This is a genomic window from [Pantoea] beijingensis (assembly GCF_022647505.1).
Taxonomy (GTDB): domain Bacteria; phylum Pseudomonadota; class Gammaproteobacteria; order Enterobacterales; family Enterobacteriaceae; genus Erwinia; species Erwinia beijingensis.
Map to the genome: position 1 here is coordinate 2,793,404 of NZ_CP071409.1, position 19,860 is coordinate 2,813,263.

General features: G+C 49.9%; 15 protein-coding genes and 7 tRNA genes. 20 read left to right on the top strand and 2 right to left on the bottom strand.

Features of this window, described 5'->3' with window-relative positions; translation table 11 throughout:
- From nagC to J1C60_RS12670, 10 genes are all read left to right on the top strand, one after another.
- Nucleotides 1-1,221 carry a DNA-binding transcriptional regulator NagC gene (nagC, locus tag J1C60_RS12625; protein ID WP_128178873.1) on the top strand — a complete coding sequence of 407 codons (1,221 nt, stop codon included), beginning with the start codon at nucleotides 1-3 and terminating at the stop codon, nucleotides 1,219-1,221.
- A gap of 44 nt (nucleotides 1,222-1,265) precedes the next feature.
- On the top strand, nucleotides 1,266-2,018 hold the full coding sequence (locus J1C60_RS12630) for an HAD-IIA family hydrolase (protein ID WP_128178872.1): 753 nt from the start codon (nucleotides 1,266-1,268) through the stop codon (nucleotides 2,016-2,018).
- 331 nt (nucleotides 2,019-2,349) lie between these two features.
- Nucleotides 2,350-4,020, top strand: a complete 1,671-nt coding sequence (gene asnB / locus J1C60_RS12635) for an asparagine synthase B (protein ID WP_128178871.1) — start codon at nucleotides 2,350-2,352, stop codon at nucleotides 4,018-4,020.
- 224 nt (nucleotides 4,021-4,244) lie between these two features.
- Nucleotides 4,245-4,321: transfer RNA gene (locus J1C60_RS12640), tRNA-Met, on the top strand.
- Between the two features lie 5 nt (nucleotides 4,322-4,326).
- A tRNA-Leu gene (locus J1C60_RS12645) sits at nucleotides 4,327-4,411 on the top strand.
- Nucleotides 4,412-4,435: 24 nt separating this feature from the next.
- Nucleotides 4,436-4,510: transfer RNA gene (locus J1C60_RS12650), tRNA-Gln, on the top strand.
- 37 nt (nucleotides 4,511-4,547) lie between these two features.
- A tRNA-Gln gene (locus J1C60_RS12655) sits at nucleotides 4,548-4,622 on the top strand.
- A 37-nt stretch (nucleotides 4,623-4,659) separates the two neighbouring features.
- Nucleotides 4,660-4,736: transfer RNA gene (locus J1C60_RS12660), tRNA-Met, on the top strand.
- Between the two features lie 6 nt (nucleotides 4,737-4,742).
- Nucleotides 4,743-4,817: transfer RNA gene (locus J1C60_RS12665), tRNA-Gln, on the top strand.
- Between the two features lie 39 nt (nucleotides 4,818-4,856).
- Nucleotides 4,857-4,931: transfer RNA gene (locus tag J1C60_RS12670), tRNA-Gln, on the top strand.
- A 107-nt stretch (nucleotides 4,932-5,038) separates the two neighbouring features.
- Here the strand turns inward: J1C60_RS12670 and ubiF are convergent.
- Nucleotides 5,039-6,211 carry a 3-demethoxyubiquinol 3-hydroxylase gene (gene ubiF, locus J1C60_RS12675; protein WP_128176524.1) on the bottom strand — a complete coding sequence of 391 codons (1,173 nt, stop codon included), beginning with the start codon at nucleotides 6,209-6,211 and terminating at the stop codon, nucleotides 5,039-5,041.
- A 724-nt stretch (nucleotides 6,212-6,935) separates the two neighbouring features.
- Between ubiF and miaB the strand changes: the two genes are divergently transcribed.
- The 9 genes from miaB to J1C60_RS12720 all read left to right on the top strand — a co-directional run bounded on the left by miaB (nucleotide 6,936) and on the right by J1C60_RS12720 (nucleotide 16,390).
- The gene (gene miaB / locus J1C60_RS12680; protein WP_128179429.1) at nucleotides 6,936-8,360 is read left to right on the top strand and encodes a tRNA (N6-isopentenyl adenosine(37)-C2)-methylthiotransferase MiaB; all 1,425 of its coding nucleotides are present in this window, start codon (nucleotides 6,936-6,938) and stop codon (nucleotides 8,358-8,360) included.
- A 346-nt stretch (nucleotides 8,361-8,706) separates the two neighbouring features.
- A complete protein-coding gene (locus J1C60_RS12685) occupies nucleotides 8,707-9,765 on the top strand; it encodes a PhoH family protein (protein WP_128179428.1) in 1,059 nt (352 codons plus the stop codon).
- Entirely contained in the window at nucleotides 9,762-10,235 is a 474-nt protein-coding gene (ybeY, locus tag J1C60_RS12690) for an rRNA maturation RNase YbeY (protein WP_128179427.1), read from the top strand. Before J1C60_RS12685 ends, ybeY begins: the two co-directional genes overlap by 4 nt.
- A 102-nt stretch (nucleotides 10,236-10,337) precedes the next feature.
- The gene (gene corC / locus J1C60_RS12695) at nucleotides 10,338-11,216 is read left to right on the top strand and encodes a CNNM family magnesium/cobalt transport protein CorC (protein ID WP_128179426.1); all 879 of its coding nucleotides are present in this window, start codon (nucleotides 10,338-10,340) and stop codon (nucleotides 11,214-11,216) included.
- A gap of 7 nt (nucleotides 11,217-11,223) precedes the next feature.
- Entirely contained in the window at nucleotides 11,224-12,756 is a 1,533-nt protein-coding gene (lnt, locus tag J1C60_RS12700) for an apolipoprotein N-acyltransferase (RefSeq protein WP_128179425.1), read from the top strand.
- 403 nt (nucleotides 12,757-13,159) lie between these two features.
- The gene (locus J1C60_RS12705; protein ID WP_128179424.1) at nucleotides 13,160-14,098 is read left to right on the top strand and encodes an amino acid ABC transporter substrate-binding protein; all 939 of its coding nucleotides are present in this window, start codon (nucleotides 13,160-13,162) and stop codon (nucleotides 14,096-14,098) included.
- Nucleotides 14,099-14,249: 151 nt separating this feature from the next.
- Entirely contained in the window at nucleotides 14,250-14,990 is a 741-nt protein-coding gene (locus J1C60_RS12710; RefSeq protein WP_128179423.1) for an amino acid ABC transporter permease, read from the top strand.
- Nucleotides 14,990-15,664: a glutamate/aspartate ABC transporter permease GltK gene (gene gltK / locus J1C60_RS12715; protein WP_128179422.1), complete on the top strand. Its 675-nt coding sequence runs from the start codon at nucleotides 14,990-14,992 to the stop codon at nucleotides 15,662-15,664. Before J1C60_RS12710 ends, gltK begins: the two co-directional genes overlap by 1 nt.
- Nucleotides 15,665-16,390: an amino acid ABC transporter ATP-binding protein gene (locus J1C60_RS12720; protein WP_128179421.1), complete on the top strand. Its 726-nt coding sequence runs from the start codon at nucleotides 15,665-15,667 to the stop codon at nucleotides 16,388-16,390.
- A gap of 38 nt (nucleotides 16,391-16,428) precedes the next feature.
- On the opposite strand, the gene J1C60_RS12725 is transcribed toward J1C60_RS12720, so the two are convergent.
- Nucleotides 16,429-16,911 (bottom strand): zinc ribbon-containing protein, encoded by a 483-nt coding sequence (locus J1C60_RS12725; RefSeq protein ID WP_128179420.1) that lies wholly within the window; start codon nucleotides 16,909-16,911, stop codon nucleotides 16,429-16,431.
- A gap of 360 nt (nucleotides 16,912-17,271) precedes the next feature.
- Here J1C60_RS12725 and leuS point away from each other — a divergent pair, with 360 nt between their 5' ends.
- Complete coding sequence (gene leuS / locus J1C60_RS12730) at nucleotides 17,272-19,854, top strand: leucine--tRNA ligase (RefSeq protein WP_128179419.1); 2,583 nt, start codon at nucleotides 17,272-17,274, stop codon at nucleotides 19,852-19,854.
- Nucleotides 19,855-19,860 lie beyond the last annotated feature (6 nt).

A 19,860-nucleotide genomic window follows, 5' to 3' on the forward strand; every position in this document is an offset into this window, starting at 1 on the left:
ATGACCAATGGCGGCCAGGCACAAATAGGAAACGTCGATCTTGTAAAGCAATTGAACAGCGCAGCTGTTTATCGATTGATTGACCAGCAAGGACCCATCTCGCGTATTCAGATCGCCGAGTTGAGCCAGCTCGCCCCCGCCAGCGTCACCAAAATTACCCGGCAGTTGATTGAACGCGGATTGATCAAAGAAGTTGACCAACAAGCTTCTACCGGTGGTCGCCGCGCAATTTCCATCATTAGCGAAACCCGGGGATTTAACACAATAGGTGTGCGCCTCGGCCGCAATGATGCCACATTGACACTCTTTGATCTGAGCGGAAAATCCCTCGCGGAAGAGCACTACCCACTGCCTGAGCGTACGCAAGACACGCTAGAGAATGCGCTATTCAATGCCATTGAGCACTTCAATGAATTGCACCAGCGTAAACTACGCGAATTAATTGCAATCTCAGTTATTTTGCCGGGACTGGTCGATCCTAACAACGGTATTATCCGCTACATGCCGCATATCAACGTCCATAACTGGCCGCTGGTCGCTCAGTTGGAAAAACGTTTCAGGGTGACCAGTTTTGTCGGTCATGATATCCGCAGTCTGGCGCTGGCAGAGCACTATTTTGGCGCATCACGCGACTGTGCGGACTCTATTTTAGTGCGGCTGCATCGTGGAACCGGGGCAGGCATCATCACTAACGGTCATATTTTCCTCGGCAGTAATGGCAATGTTGGCGAAATCGGCCATATTCAGGTTGATCCCCTCGGCGAACGTTGTCACTGCGGCAATTTTGGTTGCCTGGAAACCATTGCAGCCAACAGCGCAATCGAAAACCGTGTACGCCATCTGCTAACGCAAGGCTATGCAAGCTCGCTGACGCTGGATGATTGTCAGATTCAGCTTATCTGCAAAGCAGCAAATCGCGGTGACCCGCTGGCAGTGGAGGTTATCGAATATGTCGGGCGCTACCTGGGAAAAGCGATTGCGATTGCGATTAACCTGTTTAACCCGCAAAAAGTGGTGATCGCCGGGGAGATTATGGAAGCCGAAAAAGTGCTGTTGCCCGCCATTGAGGCCTGCATCAACTCTCAGGTGCTACAAGCCTTTCGTAAAAATTTGCCAGTGGTGCGTTCGGAAATCGATCACCGTTCTGCTATTGGTGCCTTCGCCCTGGCTAAACGCGCGATGCTCAACGGCATCCTGCTACAGCGCCTGCTGGAAGTATAATATTGTTAGTGAGTGCCAGTAGTGGCCTCTTACGGATAAGCGTTATGACTCTTAAAAATGTGATTTGCGATATCGACGGCGTGCTGATGCACGACAACACGGCGGTTCCTGGGGCCAAAGAGTTTCTTACCCGCGTGCTGGAGAAACAGATGCCGCTGGTAGCACTCACCAACTATCCTTCTCAAACTGCACAAGACCTGGCAAACCGTTTTGCCTCTGCCGGAATAGAGGTACCGGACAGCATCTTTTATACCTCTGCAATGGCAACCGCTGATTTTCTGCGTAAGCAGGAAGGTAAAAAAGCTTATGTAGTGGGTGAAGGCGCGCTGATCCACGAACTGTATAAAGCCGGCTTCACCATTACCGACATTAATCCCGACTTCGTGATCGTAGGCGAAACGCGTTCCTTTAACTGGGAAATGATGCACAAAGCCGCGTTTTTTGTCGCCAATGGCGCCCGTTTTATTGCCACGAATCCCGATACCCATGGGCGTGGCTTTTATCCCGCCTGTGGGGCGCTCTGTGCCGGCATTGAGAAAATATCAGGGCGCAAGCCGTTTTATGTTGGAAAACCTAGCCCGTGGATTATCAGGGCAGCGCTCAATAAGATGCAAGGGCACTCCGAGAATACGGTGATTGTGGGTGACAACCTGCGAACCGATATCCTGGCAGGTTTCCAGGCTGGATTAGAAACGATTCTGGTGCTGTCTGGCGTTTCCACGCTGAGCGATATTGATGCCATGCCTTTCCGCCCCACATGGATTTATCCTTCCGTCGCCGATATCGACATTTTCTAATCCCTCGCCTGGCCCTTGTCAGGCTTTTTATTATCAATATACTGTATGTTTTTTAACCAAAAACCAAACCAGATTGAATATCCATCAATAAAAACCATTATTTTTTAATGAATCATCAAAAACCAACCACAAGCAACAGACTATTTTTCAGAGAATCGCTAAATTACTTGCATTGGAAACCCCTTCTGACGCATTTTCTTATATATCGAACAGCATCCTGTTTGTCTGAAATCATGATTCCCCCGCCATTGGAGTTAGCCTGCATCGCAGCAACCTCCAGCAAAACGGGTATACGATATCACCGCCGTAGTTAGTCTTAGGGAGCGTTACTATGTGTTCTATTTTTGGTGTGCTGGATCTTAAAACCGATCCTTCTGAATTGCGTAAAAAAGCACTGGAGCTGTCGCGTTTGATGCGACATCGCGGCCCAGACTGGTCCGGTGTTTATGCTGATGATAATGTGATTCTGGCACATGAGCGTCTTTCGATCGTTGACGTGAATAATGGCGCACAACCGCTTTATAATGCAGATCGCACCCATGTTTTGGCGGTGAACGGTGAAATTTATAATCATCAGGCGCTACGTGCAGAGCTGAGCGACCGCTATGATTTTCAGACCGGTTCAGATTGTGAAGTGATTCTCGCGCTCTATCAGGAAAAAGGCGTTGATTTTCTTGATGACCTACAGGGAATGTTTGCTTTCATCCTGTACGATAGCGTGAAAAATACTTACCTGATTGGCCGCGATCATATCGGTATTATCCCGCTATATATCGGTAACGACGAACACGGTAACCGCTTTGTCGCCTCAGAAATGAAATCGCTGGTGCCGGTCTGCCGTAGCATCAAAGAATTCCCCCCAGGAAGCTACCTCTCCAGTACCGATGGAGAAATTCGTCGCTACTACCAGCGTGATTGGTTTGACTATGCCGCTGTAGAACACAATGCCACAGAGGCTACCGAACTGAAAAACGCGCTGGAAGACGCAGTGAAAAGCCACCTGATGTCCGATGTTCCTTATGGCGTACTGCTGTCTGGCGGCCTTGACTCCTCGATTATTTCTGCCGTGACGAAAAAATATGCGGCAAAGCGCATTGAAGATCAGGATAAAAGCGAGGCCTGGTGGCCTCAGCTTCACTCATTTGCCGTGGGGCTTGAAGGCTCACCTGATCTGAAAGCGGCAAAATCCGTCGCCGAACATCTCGGCACCGTGCATCATGAAATTCATTTCACGGTTCAGGAAGGCCTGGATGCCATTCGCGATGTGATCTACCACATTGAAACCTATGACGTGACCACCATTCGCGCATCAACGCCAATGTACCTGATGTCACGAAAAATTAAAGCCATGGGCATTAAAATGGTGCTTTCTGGTGAAGGCGCTGATGAAGTCTTTGGCGGCTACCTCTATTTCCATAAGGCTCCCAACGCCAAAGAGTTTCATGAAGAGAACGTTCGTAAGTTACTGGCGCTGCATATGTTCGATTGCGCCCGTGCGAACAAAGCGATGTCGGCATGGGGCGTTGAAGCGCGCGTACCATTCCTCGACAAGAAGTTCCTGGACGTAGCCATGCGCATTAACCCACAAGACAAAATGTGTGGCAGTAACGGTAAGATGGAAAAACACATCCTGCGCGAATGCTTCTCCTCTTACCTGCCGGAAAGCGTAGCCTGGCGTCAGAAAGAGCAGTTTTCAGATGGTGTGGGTTATAGCTGGATCGACACGCTAAAAGAGGTCGCGTCAAAACAGATTAGCGACCAGCAATTGCAGACGGCGCATTTCCGTTTCCCATACAACACGCCAGCGTCGAAAGAAGCGTATTTGTATCGTGAAATTTTTGAAGAGCTGTTCCCGGCACAAGGCGCGGCCGAGTGTGTACCCGGCGGGCCATCCGTCGCCTGCTCTTCGGCAAAAGCGATCGAGTGGGATGAAGCCTTTAAAACGATGGACGATCCCTCTGGACGTGCCGTTGGCGTACATCAGTCCGCTTATGCATCCTGAATAATCGTTGTTTCCCTCTATTTAAACACGGGCCCAGGATGGCCCGTTTTTATTCTGTGTTTTTCTTTGATATTGTCGTTGACTGTCGGTTTTATAACCAGACTGGTCACAGGCCAAACAAACGAAACGTCTGAGGACAAAAACGGTAAAAAATTTGTTGACGCTTCCAGGTCAACTACGCATAATGCGCCCCGCAACGCCGATGAAGGTTACGCGAAAAAGATGGCTACGTAGCTCAGCTGGTTAGAGCACATCACTCATAATGATGGGGTCACAGGTTCGATTCCCGTCGTAGCCACCATATTTGCGGGAGTGGCGAAATTGGTAGACGCACCAGATTTAGGTTCTGGCGCCGCAAGGTGTGCGAGTTCAAGTCTCGCCTCCCGCACCATTTCCAGACTCGGTTAGCAATGGATGGGGTATCGCCAAGCGGTAAGGCACCGGTTTTTGATACCGGCATTCCCTGGTTCGAATCCAGGTACCCCAGCCAGTTTCTTCTGATTTAGCACGATTACAGGGTGCGGAATTGGGGTATCGCCAAGCGGTAAGGCACCGGTTTTTGATACCGGCATTCCCTGGTTCGAATCCAGGTACCCCAGCCATTAATCAGAAGTAACGGTATTATATATGCAGTATAATGGCTACGTAGCTCAGCTGGTTAGAGCACATCACTCATAATGATGGGGTCACAGGTTCGATTCCCGTCGTAGCCACCATATTTTTGGGGTGTCGCCAAGCGGTAAGGCTCTGGTTTCTGATACCAGCATTCCGGGGTTCGAATCCCTGCACCCCAGCCACATAAAGACAATTTGTGAAATAAACAGATTGCACCCAATTGGGGTGTCGCCAAGCGGTAAGGCTCTGGTTTCTGATACCAGCATTCCGGGGTTCGAATCCCTGCACCCCAGCCACACGACAGTAAAAAGCCCGCTTTTGCGGGCTTTTTTACGTCTGCGATAAATTCACCATCAAAACTACAATTATATCGGGGCTGACACTCAACCCCGTGAAAAAAACGCTATAACCCCAGCGCATAGCGTAACGCCTGACGTTTTAATACACCGGAATGCTCCGCGGCGATTAACCCCAGATTACGCAAAATGCGCAGTGGCGGAATACGGTTACTGAAGGCGAAATAAAACAGGTCCATACCGGTCTGCATCAATAAATTATCTTTCTGACGTTTACGCTGGTAGCGCAATAAAACCGACTCGGATGACCAGTCTTCCGCGTTGTTGCGCGCGTGAGTAAGAACATCGATTAATGCATCCACATCACGATACCCGAGGTTCACGCCCTGCCCTGCTAACGGATTAATCGTATGTGCGGCATCGCCCACCAGCGCGATCCCCTGCTGCACATAGTGCGTCGCATGGCGCCGCACCAAGGGAAAGGAAGCTGCCGCCACTGGCGTAAAATGTCCCAGCCGCGCCGGAAAACTGGCCTGAATCTCTTTCTGTAGTTGCGCCATGGGCAGTGCCTGTAACTGACGGATACGGGCCGGGCTGTCGTACCAAACCAGCGATGCCCAGTTGTCAAACAGCGGCAAGAATGCCCTGGGTCCCTGCGGCGTAAAATGTTGCCAGGTAGTATCCCCTGTATCATGCTCGGCGCGAATCGTGATCAACATACAGGATTGCGTATAGTTCCAGCCATTGATGCCAATTCCTGCCTGCTGCCGGACAAAAGAGTTGGCACCATCCGCACCCACGACCAGTCGCGCCTGTAACTGTTCCTCATTATTCAGTGTTAGCGTCCAGCCGCCATTATACTGCTCAATACGTTTTAGCGTCGCCGGACAGAACAGACTCACCTTTTGCTGCTGCAAGCGCTGCCACAGCGCCAGTTGCAGAACGCCATTCTCAACCATATATCCCAGCTCGGGCAGTCCCAACGAATCCGCATCAAACATCACGCGCGCCGTTTGCCACTCCCAGGTTTCCAGCTTGCGATAAGGTGCCGCACGCATCGCTTCAATTGCTGGCCACACCTCAAGCTGCTTCAACAGGTCAACCGATGCGCTACCTATCGCCGAGATACGCACATCCGGATCGCGAGCAGCATCAAATGCCTCGGGAGGTTGCTGCTCCAGCACGGCAACGGCGAACCCTTGCTGAGCTAAACCGCTGGCCAGCGCTGCACCAACCATTCCACCGCCTACGATGACGACATCAAAATGCTTATCATGCATATTATTATCCTTTTGCGGCGATAATCCTGAATGGCCGACAGTTCAAAACGCGTTAGCTAAAGTGTATCGGATTTTACTGCAACAAACAGAAGCCTCGCCATATTTCACTGACAGGTAAGCGAGTGAAGCTAACGCTGGGAGCGTTTCAGGTATGACGAGAATACCCTAAATACCTGGAACGATATCAAGGCAGCAAGCGAGCGCATCCCGATGAGCTTACTCCAGTAAGTGATTCGGGTAAGCGAATGACGCTAACGCTGGGAGCGTTTCAAGTATGACGAGAATACCCTAAATACCTGGAACGATATCAAGGCAGCAAGCGAGCGTATCCCGATGAGCTTACTCCAGTAAGTGATTCGGGTAAGCGAATGAAGCTAACGCTGAGAGCGTTTCAAGTATGACGAGAATACCCTAAATACCTGGAACGATATCAAGGCAGCAAGCGAGCGCATCCCGATGAGCTTACTCCAGTAAGTGATTCGGGTAAGCGAATGAAGCTAACGCTGAGAGCGTTTCAGGTATGACGAGAATACCCTAAATAATTGGAACGATATCAAGGCAGCAAGCGAGCGCATCCCGATGAGCTTACTCCAGTAAGTGATTCGGGTAAGCGAATGAAGCTAACGCTGAGAGCGTTTCAAGTATGACGGGTATGGTCACAACAGCAGCAAAGCATTACAATATGCCCCCTGCATTCCCTCCTGCACTGAGTAATGGCAAGTCGATGACTAAAAAACTGCATATCAAAACATGGGGCTGTCAGATGAATGAGTATGATTCATCGAAGATGGCTGACCTTCTGGAAAGTACTCACGGCTATACGCTGACGGACGTAGCGGAAGAAGCGGATATCCTGCTGCTTAATACCTGTTCCATTCGCGAAAAAGCGCAGGAGAAGGTGTTTCATCAGCTGGGACGCTGGAGAGCGCTGAAAGAGAGCAACCCTGAGCTGATCATCGGTGTGGGTGGCTGCGTCGCATCACAGGAAGGGGATCATATCCGTCAACGCGCTCACTACGTTGATATTGTATTTGGTCCGCAGACGCTGCATCGCCTGCCTGAAATGATCAATACCGTACGGGGTTCAAAAAGCCCTGTCGTGGATATCAGTTTCCCTGAAATTGAAAAATTTGACCGTTTGCCAGAACCTAAGGCTGATGGACCGACTGCGTTTGTTTCCATTATGGAAGGCTGCAATAAGTATTGTACCTTCTGCGTCGTGCCTTATACGCGCGGTGAGGAAGTGAGCCGCCCTTGTGACGATATCCTGTTTGAAATTGCACAGCTTGCCGCACAGGGCGTCCGTGAAGTCAATCTGCTGGGACAAAATGTCAATGCCTATCGGGGCATGACGTTTGATAATGAGCTATGTTCTTTCGCCGATCTGCTACGCCTGGTGGCGACGATTGACGGCATCGATCGTATTCGCTTTACCACCAGTCATCCTATCGAATTTACCGATGATATTATTGACGTTTATCGTGATACGCCTGAGCTGGTGAGCTTCCTTCATTTGCCTGTACAAAGTGGTGCCGATCGCATCCTCACGCTGATGAAGCGCGCGCATACCGCTCTGGAATACAAGGCCATCATTCGTAAGCTGATTGCAGCGCGTCCGAATATTCAGATTAGCTCCGACTTTATTATCGGCTTCCCGGGTGAAACACAGGCTGATTTTGAACAGACGATGAAACTTATCGCTGATGTAAACTTTGATATGAGCTTCAGCTTTATTTATTCAGCACGTCCGGGTACGCCTGCCGCCGACTTGCCGGATGACGTCTCTGAAGAAGAAAAGAAACAGCGTCTCTACATTCTTCAGGATCGCATCAATCAGCAGGCGATGGCATGGAGTCGCCGCATGATGGGTACGGTGCAGCGCATTTTGGTAGAGGGTACGTCGCGTAAAAATGTGATGGAGCTTTCCGGTCGTACCGAAAACAATCGCGTGGTTAATTTTGAAGGCACGCCAGAGATGATTGGCAAATTTGTCGACGTTGAAATTGTTGATGTTTATCCAAACTCGCTGCGCGGTACCCTGATCCGTACTGAAGATCAAATGGGTCTGCGCGTAGTCGAGTCCCCGGCATCCGTTATCGCGCGTACCCGCAAAGAAAACGAACTTGGCGTTGGTACCTTCCAGCCTTAATAAGTCCCCCGCACTTTCTGTCGTCATTTGCGGCAAGCATTCAATGCTTGCCGCATAATTTCATGCTGTTGCACTTGGTTTATGAAAGCGTCGCCCAAATATTTATTCTATTGCTTGCGCCACGCTGCTCTGACATAAATACTTTCCTTATCGTATCGAAACGGAATGAACGGTGAGCCTTCCTGGCTGAATAGTCGGTAACAGAACGTCTCTGACTTGGCTGGTTAGCGCCGTGATGTGAGTAAGCATCTTCTTCATCAGCGCACATGGCGCAGACAGCATGAAGTAGGATCGACATATATTATTAATATCCTCAACCTGGCCCTGAGCGACCTTAAGGATTAGTTTGAATATCGAAACTCGCGAAATACTATTAGAACCCGCCGATAACCGTCGGTTATTAAGCCTGTGCGGTCCGTTTGACGATAATGTGAAACAGTTGGAGCGTCGATTAGGTATTGAGATTAACCGTCGTGACAATATGTTTAAGCTGGTTGGCCGTGCTCTTTGTGTCAATGCTGCAGCGGACATTTTGCGCGATCTGTATGTTGATACCGCGCCCGTACGTGGCAACATTCCCGATATCGATCCGGAGCAAATCCATCTGGCGATAAAAGAGAGTCGAGTGCTGGAGCAAACCGCAGAAAACGTGCCTGACTACGGTAAAGCGATTCATATCAAGACCAAACGCGGTGTCATCAAGCCTCGCACACCTAATCAAGCACAATATATTGCCAATATTCTTGATCACGATATCACCTTCGGTGTGGGTCCTGCCGGTACGGGTAAAACCTATCTTGCGGTAGCTGCCGCAGTGGATGCGCTTGAACGCCAGGAGATTCGTCGCATTCTGTTAACCCGCCCCGCCGTTGAGGCTGGTGAAAAGCTGGGGTTTTTACCCGGCGATTTAAGCCAGAAGGTCGATCCTTACCTGCGCCCGCTTTATGACGCTTTGTTTGAGATGCTGGGTTTTGAACGCGTCGAAAAATTGATGGAGCGTAACGTTATTGAAGTGGCACCACTGGCTTATATGCGCGGTCGTACGCTGAACGATGCTTTTATCATCCTGGACGAAAGCCAGAACACAACGATCGAACAGATGAAGATGTTCCTGACGCGTATCGGGTTTAATTCTAAAGCCGTGATTACTGGCGACGTTACGCAAATTGACCTGCCACGTAATATGAAGTCAGGGCTACGTCACGCTATCGAAGTGCTTTCCGATGTTGACGAGATTAGCTTTAACTTTTTCCACAGTGAAGATGTCGTGCGCCATCCGGTTGTCGCCCGTATCGTTGTGGCTTATGAAGCTTGGGAAGCCGCCGATCAAAAGCGCCGTGACCAGCAGGCAGAAGAACGTAAGCAGGAAGCGCTCGCTGCTCAAGCCGCACAGGTACAGAAATGAGCAATGTTATCCTCGATCTACAAATCGCCACGCAATCTGCCGAAGGTTTACCGGCGGAATCTGATTTTCAGCATTGGCTGGAAGCCGTACTGCCACAGTTTCAGCCCGAAAGTGAAGTGACAATCCGGCTGGTTGACGAAGCGGAAAGTCATGACCTTAACTTGACTTACCGTGGCAAAGATAAGCCAACTAACGTGCTCTCTTTTCCGTTTGAAGCACCGCCCGGTATTGAGTTACCGCTGCTTGGCGATCTGATCATCTGTCGTCAGGTGGTGGAGCAAGAAGCCGCCGAGCAGGAGAAAGCCGAACTGGCTCACTGGGCACATATGGTGATTCATGGCAGCCTGCATTTACTCGGCTATGATCACATCGAAGATGATGAAGCCGAAGAGATGGAATCACTGGAAACTGAGATAATGCTTGCTCTTGGTTATCCCGATCCGTACATTTCGGAGAAAGAAGCGCCATAGTGGCAGCGGGGCTGCCTTCAGCAGCCTGCTTCTGTATTATACGATCGCTGACATTTTGTCTGCGAACCGATCCTCAGTTAGAGAGCCCAAAACTTAAACGCCATGAGCGACGACCATTCACAAAACAGCGACAGTCCCAGTAGTAAAAAGGGATTTTTTACCCTTATTCTCAATCAACTTTTTCACGGCGAACCCAAAAACCGTGATGATTTGCTGGAGCTGATCCGCGATTCTGAACAGAACGACCTGATCGACCCCGATACCCGTGACATGCTTGAAGGCGTGATGGATATCGCTGAGCAGCGCGTTCGCGACATCATGATCCCTCGTTCACAAATGATTACGCTCAAGCGTAATCAGACGCTTGAAGAGTGTCTGGCAGTGATTATTGAATCAGCCCATTCACGTTTCCCGGTGATTAGCGAAGATAAAGATCATGTAGAAGGGATTCTGATGGCTAAAGACCTGCTGCAATTTATGAGCAGTGAGTCTGAGCCCTTCAGCATGGAAAAAGTCTTGCGCACAGCTGTTGTGGTACCGGAGAGCAAGCGTGTTGATCGCATGCTTAAGGAGTTCCGTTCTCAGCGCTACCATATGGCAATCGTGATCGATGAATTTGGCGGCGTGTCTGGTCTGGTCACGATTGAGGACATTCTGGAACTGATTGTGGGTGAAATTGAAGATGAATATGACGATGAGGAAGATCGGGATATCCGTCAGTTAAGCCGTCATACTTATACCATCCGGGCACTAACACCTATTGAAGATTTTAATGAGGTGTTCGAAACCCACTTCAGTGATGAAGAGGTCGATACCATTGGCGGCCTGGTAATGCAGGCTTTCGGTCATCTTCCTGCCCGTGGCGAAAGTATTGAAATTGATGGTTATCAATTTAAAGTCGCGATGGCCGATAGTCGACGTATTATCCAGGTTCATGTCAAAATTCCGGAAAACTCGACTCAACCGCAACTGGAAGAATAATTCATTTATGGCAATCGCCTCACTTTACCAGCGCCAACGGGTTCGCCTGCTGCTGGCGCTGATTACAGGTGCCTGTGGCACGCTGGCATTCTCCCCCTATGACTTCTGGCCTGCTGCACTGGTTTCACTGTGCGGCTTGCAAGCTCTCACGCTACAACGCACAACCCCCCAGGCTACCGCCATCGGATTTGCCTGGGGCCTTGGGCTATTTGGCTCCGGCGTTAACTGGGTATATGTCAGTATTGCTACTTTTGGCGGTATGCCCGGCCCCGTCAACGTTTTTCTGGTTATTCTACTGGCCGCGTATCTGTCACTTTTTACCTTGCTATTTGCTGCCTTACAAAACCGACTGTTTCCGCGGGTATCATTCACGCGTCTTGTACTTGCGGCCCCGGTTCTGTGGCAAATCACTGAATTTTTACGTGGCTGGATAATGACGGGGTTTCCATGGCTGCAGTTTGGTTACAGCCAGATTAATGGTCCGCTAAAAGGCCTGGCTCCGATAATGGGGGTCGAGTCGATCACCTTCGTATTAATGATCGTTGCCGGTCTGATCATCTATGCCTTTGCGCGGCGGCGTCTGGCTGCAGGGATCGGTGCCGTAGCGTTATTACTTCTGTTCTGGCCACTTAGGCAGTTGAGCTGGTATCAGGCGCTACCTGAGAAGACCGTCGATGTTGCCATGGTTCAGGGAAATATCCCCCAGTCAATGAAATGGGATCGCAATGAGTTACTGCAGACGCTGCGCATTTATACACAGTTTTCGCAACCCTTTATCGGCAAAGCTCCAATCATCATCTGGCCGGAATCCGCGATCCCCGATTTGGAAGTGAATCAGCAGCCCTTTTTGAAATCACTGGATGACGATCTCCGGGCACGAGGCAGCAGCCTAATTACCGGAATTGTTGATTCACGGCTTGAACAGAACCGCTACCACGACTACAACTCAATTATCGTCCTGGGTGGCGAATCGCCCTATAATTACAACAGCAATAATCGTTACCAGAAAAATCACCTGGTTCCTTTTGGCGAGTTCGTACCGATGGAAACGCTATTGCGTCCGCTGGCCCCCTTTTTTGACCTGCCAATGTCATCCTTTAGCCGCGGCGCTTACGTCCAGCCACAGCTAGCAGTGGCTGGTTATAAGCTCACCGCCGCTATATGTTATGAGATCATACTGGGACAGCAAGTAAGAGACAATTTCCGCCCGGATACTCACTTTCTGCTGACCATTTCCAACGATGCCTGGTTCGGCCACTCAATCGGCCCCTGGCAGCATTTGCAGATGGCGCGTATGCGGGCACTGGAGTTAGGTCGCCCGCTGTTACGCAGCACTAATAACGGCGTAACTGCCGTCATCAATGCCGATGGTGATATACAAAAGATAGCGCCACAATTTACCCGTACCGTACTGGATGCTCAGGTCACACCAACCACTGGACTGACGCCATACGCGCGTTTTGGTAACAACACAATCTGGATTATCACGCTGCTGTTTGGCTTCTCCGCAGCCGCATTGAGTTTTCGTCAGCGTCGCTAGTTATTTCTGTTATCCCTTGCTATCGCTGGTCAGTACGCCCCGGCCAGCTTTAGCGACTATCTTGATACACCCCCTACAACTCTGGCATGAAATTTGCTCTATTTTTCTCATCAGCCGCCCAACGCCAGACGTTAACACCTTAAATAAACGCGCCGCACTACTGCAGCTCAGGCAGCGCCCCACGGTGAAGCAACGTCTGAAAAATTGCGCCCATTTGGTGCGGCACGTCTCGCAAAAAAGAAACTTTTTTGTTTCATGGCGTTAACATTCGGCTATTTTAAAGGGTATTCAAACCTCTTTACGTTTCGGAATTAAAGAGAAAAACAGTAGCAAAACGATACAACATCAGAAACCGGTGCCGTTATTTTCCGCGAGTACCTAAAAACGACGAAGGAGTTGGAACATGAAATTACGGAAACTGGGGCTTAGCCTTGTATTGGCTGGATTGGCCTCCGGTGTCGCTCATGCAGAAGATCCGAAACCGCAGGCAACAGATCAGGCCGCGGCCTCGCAGCAGCAGACTTCCACGCTGGATAAAATCAGCAAAAACGGGGTTATTGTTATTGGCCACCGTGAATCGTCTGTTCCTTTCTCTTACTACGATAATCAGCAAAAAGTTGTCGGCTATTCACAAGCTTATTCCAACGCCATCGTCGATGCGGTGAAGAAGAAACTGAATAAACCCGATCTTCAGGTAAAATTTCTGCCGATTACCTCACAGAACCGTATCCCGCTATTACAGAACGGAACTTACGATTTTGAATGTGGATCGACCACAAATAATATAGAACGCCAGAAACAGGCCGCATTTTCAGACACTATATTCGTGATCGGTACCCGCTTGCTGGTTAAAAAAGGCGGCCCCCTCAAAGATTTTGCTGACCTGAAAGGGAAAACCGTCGTCGTCACTTCCGGTACCACATCAGAAATTCTGTTAAATAAGCTGAATGACGATAAAAAGATGGAGATGCGTATCATCAGTGCGAAAGACCACGGTGACTCATTCCGTACGCTGGAAACCGGCCGTGCCGTTGCCTTTATGATGGATGATGCATTGCTGGCAGGCGAGCGTGCCAAAGCGAAAAAACCGGATAACTGGGAAATTCTCGGTACGCCACAATCTAATGAAGCCTACGGCTGTATGCTGCGTAAAAATGACGCTGACTTTAAGCAATTAATGGATGACACTATTGCTCAGGTACAGACCTCCGGTGAAGCGGCAAAATGGTATGACACATGGTTTAAACAACCTATTCCACCGAAAAATATGAACCTTAATTTCGAACTTTCGGACGATATGAAGGCGTTGTTCAAGTCACCGAACGACAAAGCACTGAACTAATAATGAAAAAAAGGGCAGTTGGCTGCCCTCTCGATTGCTGATAACAGGCATGGACAGACAAACGCTGGTGGTCGTTCCCCACCGAACGTTATGAGAAGCCTTTCATCAGTCTTCAGGGTAGCTTCGCTACCCTTTTTTACCGGAGTTATTTATGTCAATCGATTGGAACTGGGGCATTTTTTTTGAACAGGCCCCGTTCGGTAATACCACTTATCTTGGCTGGTTATGGTCAGGATTTCAGGTCACTATCCTGGTCTCGGTTTGCGCCTGGATTATTGCTTTTCTCGTCGGTTCGCTGTTTGGCATCTTACGTACCGTTCCTAACCGTCTTCTTGCCGGTATTGGTACCTGCTACGTTGAACTCTTCCGTAACATTCCACTCATTGTACAATTCTTCTTCTGGTATCTGGTTGCTCCGGAATTGGTTGGCGAAAATTTAGGAATGTGGTTCAAATCCGAATTGGATCCTAACATTCAATTCTTTATTTGTTCCGTCATCTGCCTTGGCTTGTTTACCGCAGCACGTATGTGTGAACAGGTACGCGCAGCCATTCAGTCACTACCTGCCGGGCAGAAAAACGCGGGATTGGCAATGGGGCTAACGCTGCCGCAGACCTATCGCTACGTGCTTCTTCCTAACGCCTATCGCGTGATCGTACCGCCGATGACGTCTGAAATGCTAAATCTGGTCAAAAACTCGGCGATTGCCTCTACTATTGGGCTGGTCGATATGGCCGCGCAGGCTGGAAAATTGCTGGATTATTCAGCACACGCCTATGAATCTTTTACGGCAATTACACTGGCTTACGTGGCTATTAACCTGGTCATTATGCTCATTATGAGTCTGGTTGAACGCAAAATACGCCTGCCGGGCAGTATGGGGAGTAAATAATGTACGAATTTGACTGGAGCTCCATTGCTCCCAGCCTGCCTTATTTACTTAACGGGCTGGTGATCACGGCAAAGATCACCGTAACAGCGGTGATCTTTGGCATCGTGTGGGGAACGATCCTCGCCGTTATGCGCCTTTCTACCTTTAAGCCAATCAGCTGGTTTGCCAAGCTGTACGTCAACCTTTTCCGCTCCGTTCCACTGGTCATGGTGCTGCTCTGGTTTTATCTGGTGGTTCCCAGCTTTCTGCAACAGGTTTTAGGGCTATCGCCAAAGACCGATATTCGTCTTATCTCAGCGATGGTCGCCTTCTCACTGTTTGAGGCTGCCTACTATTCGGAAATCATCCGTGCAGGTATTCAGAGCATCGCACGCGGCCAGGGAAGTGCGGCACTGGCATTGGGCATGACTCAATGGCAATCAATGCAGCTGATCATTTTGCCTCAGGCATTTCGTGCCATGGTACCGCTGCTGCTTACTCAGGGCATTGTCCTGTTCCAGGATACGTCTCTGGTGTATGTGTTAAGCCTGGCTGACTTCTTCCGTACCGCCTCAACCATTGGCGAACGGGACGGGACTCAGGTTGAGATGATTTTATTTGCAGGCCTGGTTTATTTTGTTATCAGCGTTTCGGCGTCAATGCTGGTCAGCTATTTAAAGAAAAGGACAGTTTAAATGATTACCCTGAAAAATGTTTCTAAGTGGTATGGTCACTTTCAGGTGCTGACCGACTGCTCAACGGAAGTTAAAAAAGGCGAGGTGGTCGTGGTTTGTGGGCCTTCGGGCTCAGGGAAGTCAACGCTGATCAAAACTGTCAATGGCCTGGAGCCTATTCAGCAAGGGACCATCGAAGTGAACGCAATTGAGGTCACCGACAAAAAAACTAACCTGGCGCAACTGCGTGCCAAAGTTGGCATGGTGTTCCAGCACTTTGAGCTGTTTCCACATTTGACGATTGTGGAAAATTTGACACTGGCACAGGTTAAAGTGCTAAAGCGCAATAAAGAAGAGGCACGTCAAAAAGGGTTAAAGCTGCTGGAACGCGTAGGATTATCCGCGCATGCCAACAAACACCCAGGTCAGCTTTCCGGAGGGCAGCAGCAGCGCGTGGCAATCGCTCGTGCGCTATGTATGGACCCTGTCGCGATGCTATTCGATGAACCGACATCGGCACTCGATCCTGAAATGATCAACGAAGTGCTCGATGTTATGGTTGAGCTGGCAAATGAGGGCATGACAATGATGGTCGTCACGCATGAAATGGGCTTTGCACGCAAAGTCGCTAACCGCGTGATTTTCATGGACGAAGGCAAGATTGTTGAAGACCGCGCTAAAGATGATTTCTTTAATAATCCGCAATCCGAACGCGCTAAGGATTTCCTCGCAAAAATTCTGCATTAAAAGTCATCGGGCGAGTCTACCTCGCCCGACAACAGAGATTAAGGTTCAAAAGGCTGCCTTTGAAACTGATCGTGCCCACACTCTGGGCACCGTGTCAGGGTTTCGGGGGTATAAATAGCCCGGGTGAAATGACATTTTTCGCACACTAAGTTTCCCAGCCCGACAACCTCACCGCTCTGGTAAACGCCATGATGATTCAGGTCCTGGAAAACCTCACGCCACTCTAACTGGCTCTTATCCGTAATATCAGCCAGCTCTTTCCATACGCTTTCCCGGATGACCCGCATAAAAATACTGTCGTTAAGATCGTCCTGATTTTCACTATAGCTGCGAGCAAATTCCTCCAGATCGCGACGCACTGCACGCGTAACTTCACTCACCTCAAGATGAGTCAGTTCCCCCGTAGCCTGCAGCCGCTGGCGCGCATTTTCGACTAACGTATCAATGTCACGTTCGCCGTTATTCAAACGCTCGGTCAACGACGCCACTAAATCCCGATAATACTGAGCAACCTTGTTCATGTTCTCTCCTTAATCTTCTTGAACGATAATCCCTTTAATTCTAGCGCTTATCAGAATATTGCGGGGATTACGGCACCATGACGATGAAAATCTGGAGGGCAGATTCCAGCTTAAAGAGAAATGCGCCTTGATGCGCCGCGAAGTGTTGTTGCAGCGAAGGCTTATCAGCTATGCTATGCGGATCTAAACGAACACTGTTGCAGCTGTACCCCACATCGTGTGAATTGCAGGACAATGACAAGCTCAAACCCCTGGCACTGACTCAGTGAAGTGACAGGCGTAAATCGGTGTAACCAACCTGCAGCTTAACGTATGACGGGTATAAAGCTTCGCGCTATTCAACAAGGACCACAGGCAGCCATGCAAGAGCAATACCGCCCGGAAGAGATAGAATCCCACGTCCAGCTTCACTGGCAAGAGAAGCAGACTTTTAAAGTGACTGAAGAAGAAGGCAAGGAAAAATACTATTGCCTGTCCATGCTCCCCTATCCTTCTGGTCGCCTACATATGGGCCACGTACGTAACTATACGATTGGCGACGTTATCGCTCGCTACCAGCGTATGCAGGGCAAAAATGTGCTGCAGCCAATTGGCTGGGATGCATTTGGTCTGCCTGCAGAAGGCGCTGCGGTAAAAAATAACACGGCCCCTGCACCGTGGACTTACGACAATATTGAGTACATGAAAAACCAGCTTAAACTGCTGGGTTTCGGCTATGACTGGAGCCGTGAACTGGCAACCTGCCAGCCAGAATACTATCGCTGGGAACAGTGGTTCTTTGCACGCCTGTACGAAAAAGGTCTGGTGTACAAAAAAACCTCAGCCGTCAACTGGTGTCCAAACGATCAAACCGTGCTGGCGAACGAGCAGGTTATCGATGGCTGCTGCTGGCGCTGTGACACCAAAGTCGAACGCAAAGAAATTCCACAATGGTTTATCAAAATCACGGATTATGCCGAAGAGTTGCTGAATGACCTCGACAAGCTGGAAGACTGGCCTGAGCAGGTTAAAACCATGCAGCGTAACTGGATTGGTCGTTCGGAAGGCGTAGAGATCACCTTTAACGTGGTGAACAGCACTGAAAAACTGACCGTTTATACCACCCGCCCGGATACCTTTATGGGCGCGACATATTTGGCGGTTGCTGCGGGACATCCACTGGCGGTGCAGGCTGCGGCAACACAACCCGCACTGGCTGATTTCATTGACGAATGCCGCAATACCAAAATGGCCGAAGCCGATATGGCGACCATGGAGAAGAAGGGCATGCCCACCGGCCTGTTTGCTTCCCATCCGCTGACCGGCGAACAGATCCCGGTATGGGTCGCTAACTTTGTGCTGATGGAGTATGGTACCGGAGCCGTAATGGCCGTACCTGCTCACGATCAGCGCGATTGGGAGTTCGCCACCAAATACCACCTGAATATTAAGCCAGTGGTACTCAATCTGGATGGCAGTGAGCCCGATATCAGCACTGCAGCTATGACCGAAAAAGGCGCCCTGTTCAATTCAGATGAATTCAGTGGTCTTGATCACGAAGCCGGATTTAACGCTATTGCTAACGCACTAACAGCAAAAGGCGTGGGCGAGCGCAAAGTCAATTATCGCTTGCGCGACTGGGGCGTATCACGTCAGCGCTATTGGGGTGCACCGATTCCTATGGTCACATTGGAAGATGGCACAGTGATGCCAACACCCGATGATCAACTGCCGGTAATCCTGCCTGAAGATGTGGTGATGGACGGGATTACCAGTCCGATTAAAGCCGATCCTGAGTGGGCAAAGACAACGGTGAACGGACAGCCTGCGCTGCGCGAAACCGATACCTTCGACACATTTATGGAGTCGTCCTGGTACTACGCACGCTATACCTGCCCGGATTACGATAAAGGCATGTTAGATCCGGCTGCAGCCAACTACTGGCTGCCCGTCGACCAGTATGTCGGCGGTATTGAACACGCAATTATGCACCTGATGTATTTCCGTTTCTTCCATAAACTGCTGCGTGATGCAGGATTGGTCAACTCTGATGAACCGGCTAAGCGTCTGTTGTGTCAAGGGATGGTGCTGGCAGATGCATTCTATTACGTTGGCGTGAACGGCGAACGCAACTGGGTCTCTCCGGTTGACGTCACGGTTGAACGTGATGAGAAAGGCCGCATAACTAAAGCCAGCGATGAAGCTGGTCACGAGCTGATTTATGCCGGCATGAGCAAAATGTCGAAATCGAAAAATAACGGCATTGACCCGCAGGTCATGGTGGAGCGCTATGGTGCAGATACCGTTCGCCTGTTTATGATGTTCGCTTCACCAGCTGAGATGACGCTGGAATGGCAGGAATCCGGCGTTGAAGGTGCGAACCGTTTCCTGAAACGCGTCTGGAAACTGGTATTTGATCATACAGAGAAAGGCGCGACCGACGCTCTGGACGTTGCCAGTCTGAATGACGATCAAAAATCGCTGCGTCGCGATCTGCATAAAACCATTACTAAAGTCTCAGATGACATTGGCCGCCGCCAGACCTTTAATACAGCGATTGCCGCCATTATGGAACTGATGAACAAACTGACCCGCGCACCACAAGAAACAGTGCAAGACCGGGCTTTAATGCAGGAAGCGCTGGTGGCAATCGCCAGCCTGCTCTACCCGTTCACTCCGCACATCAGCTTTATGCTGTGGCAAACTCTGGGTGGTGCAGGTGATGTTGATAATGCCAGTTGGCCGATTGCGGACGAAGACGCAATGGTAGAAGATTCTCTGCTGGTTGTCGTCCAGGTTAATGGCAAGGTCCGCGGTAAGATTACCGTCCCGGCTGATGCAACGCAGGAACATGTTCAGGCGCGTGCCTCGCAGGAGCATCTGGTGGCAAAATATCTCGACGGCGTTAGCATTCGTAAAGTGATTTACGTCCCGGGCAAACTGCTTAACCTGGTGGTAGGTTGAGTTCAG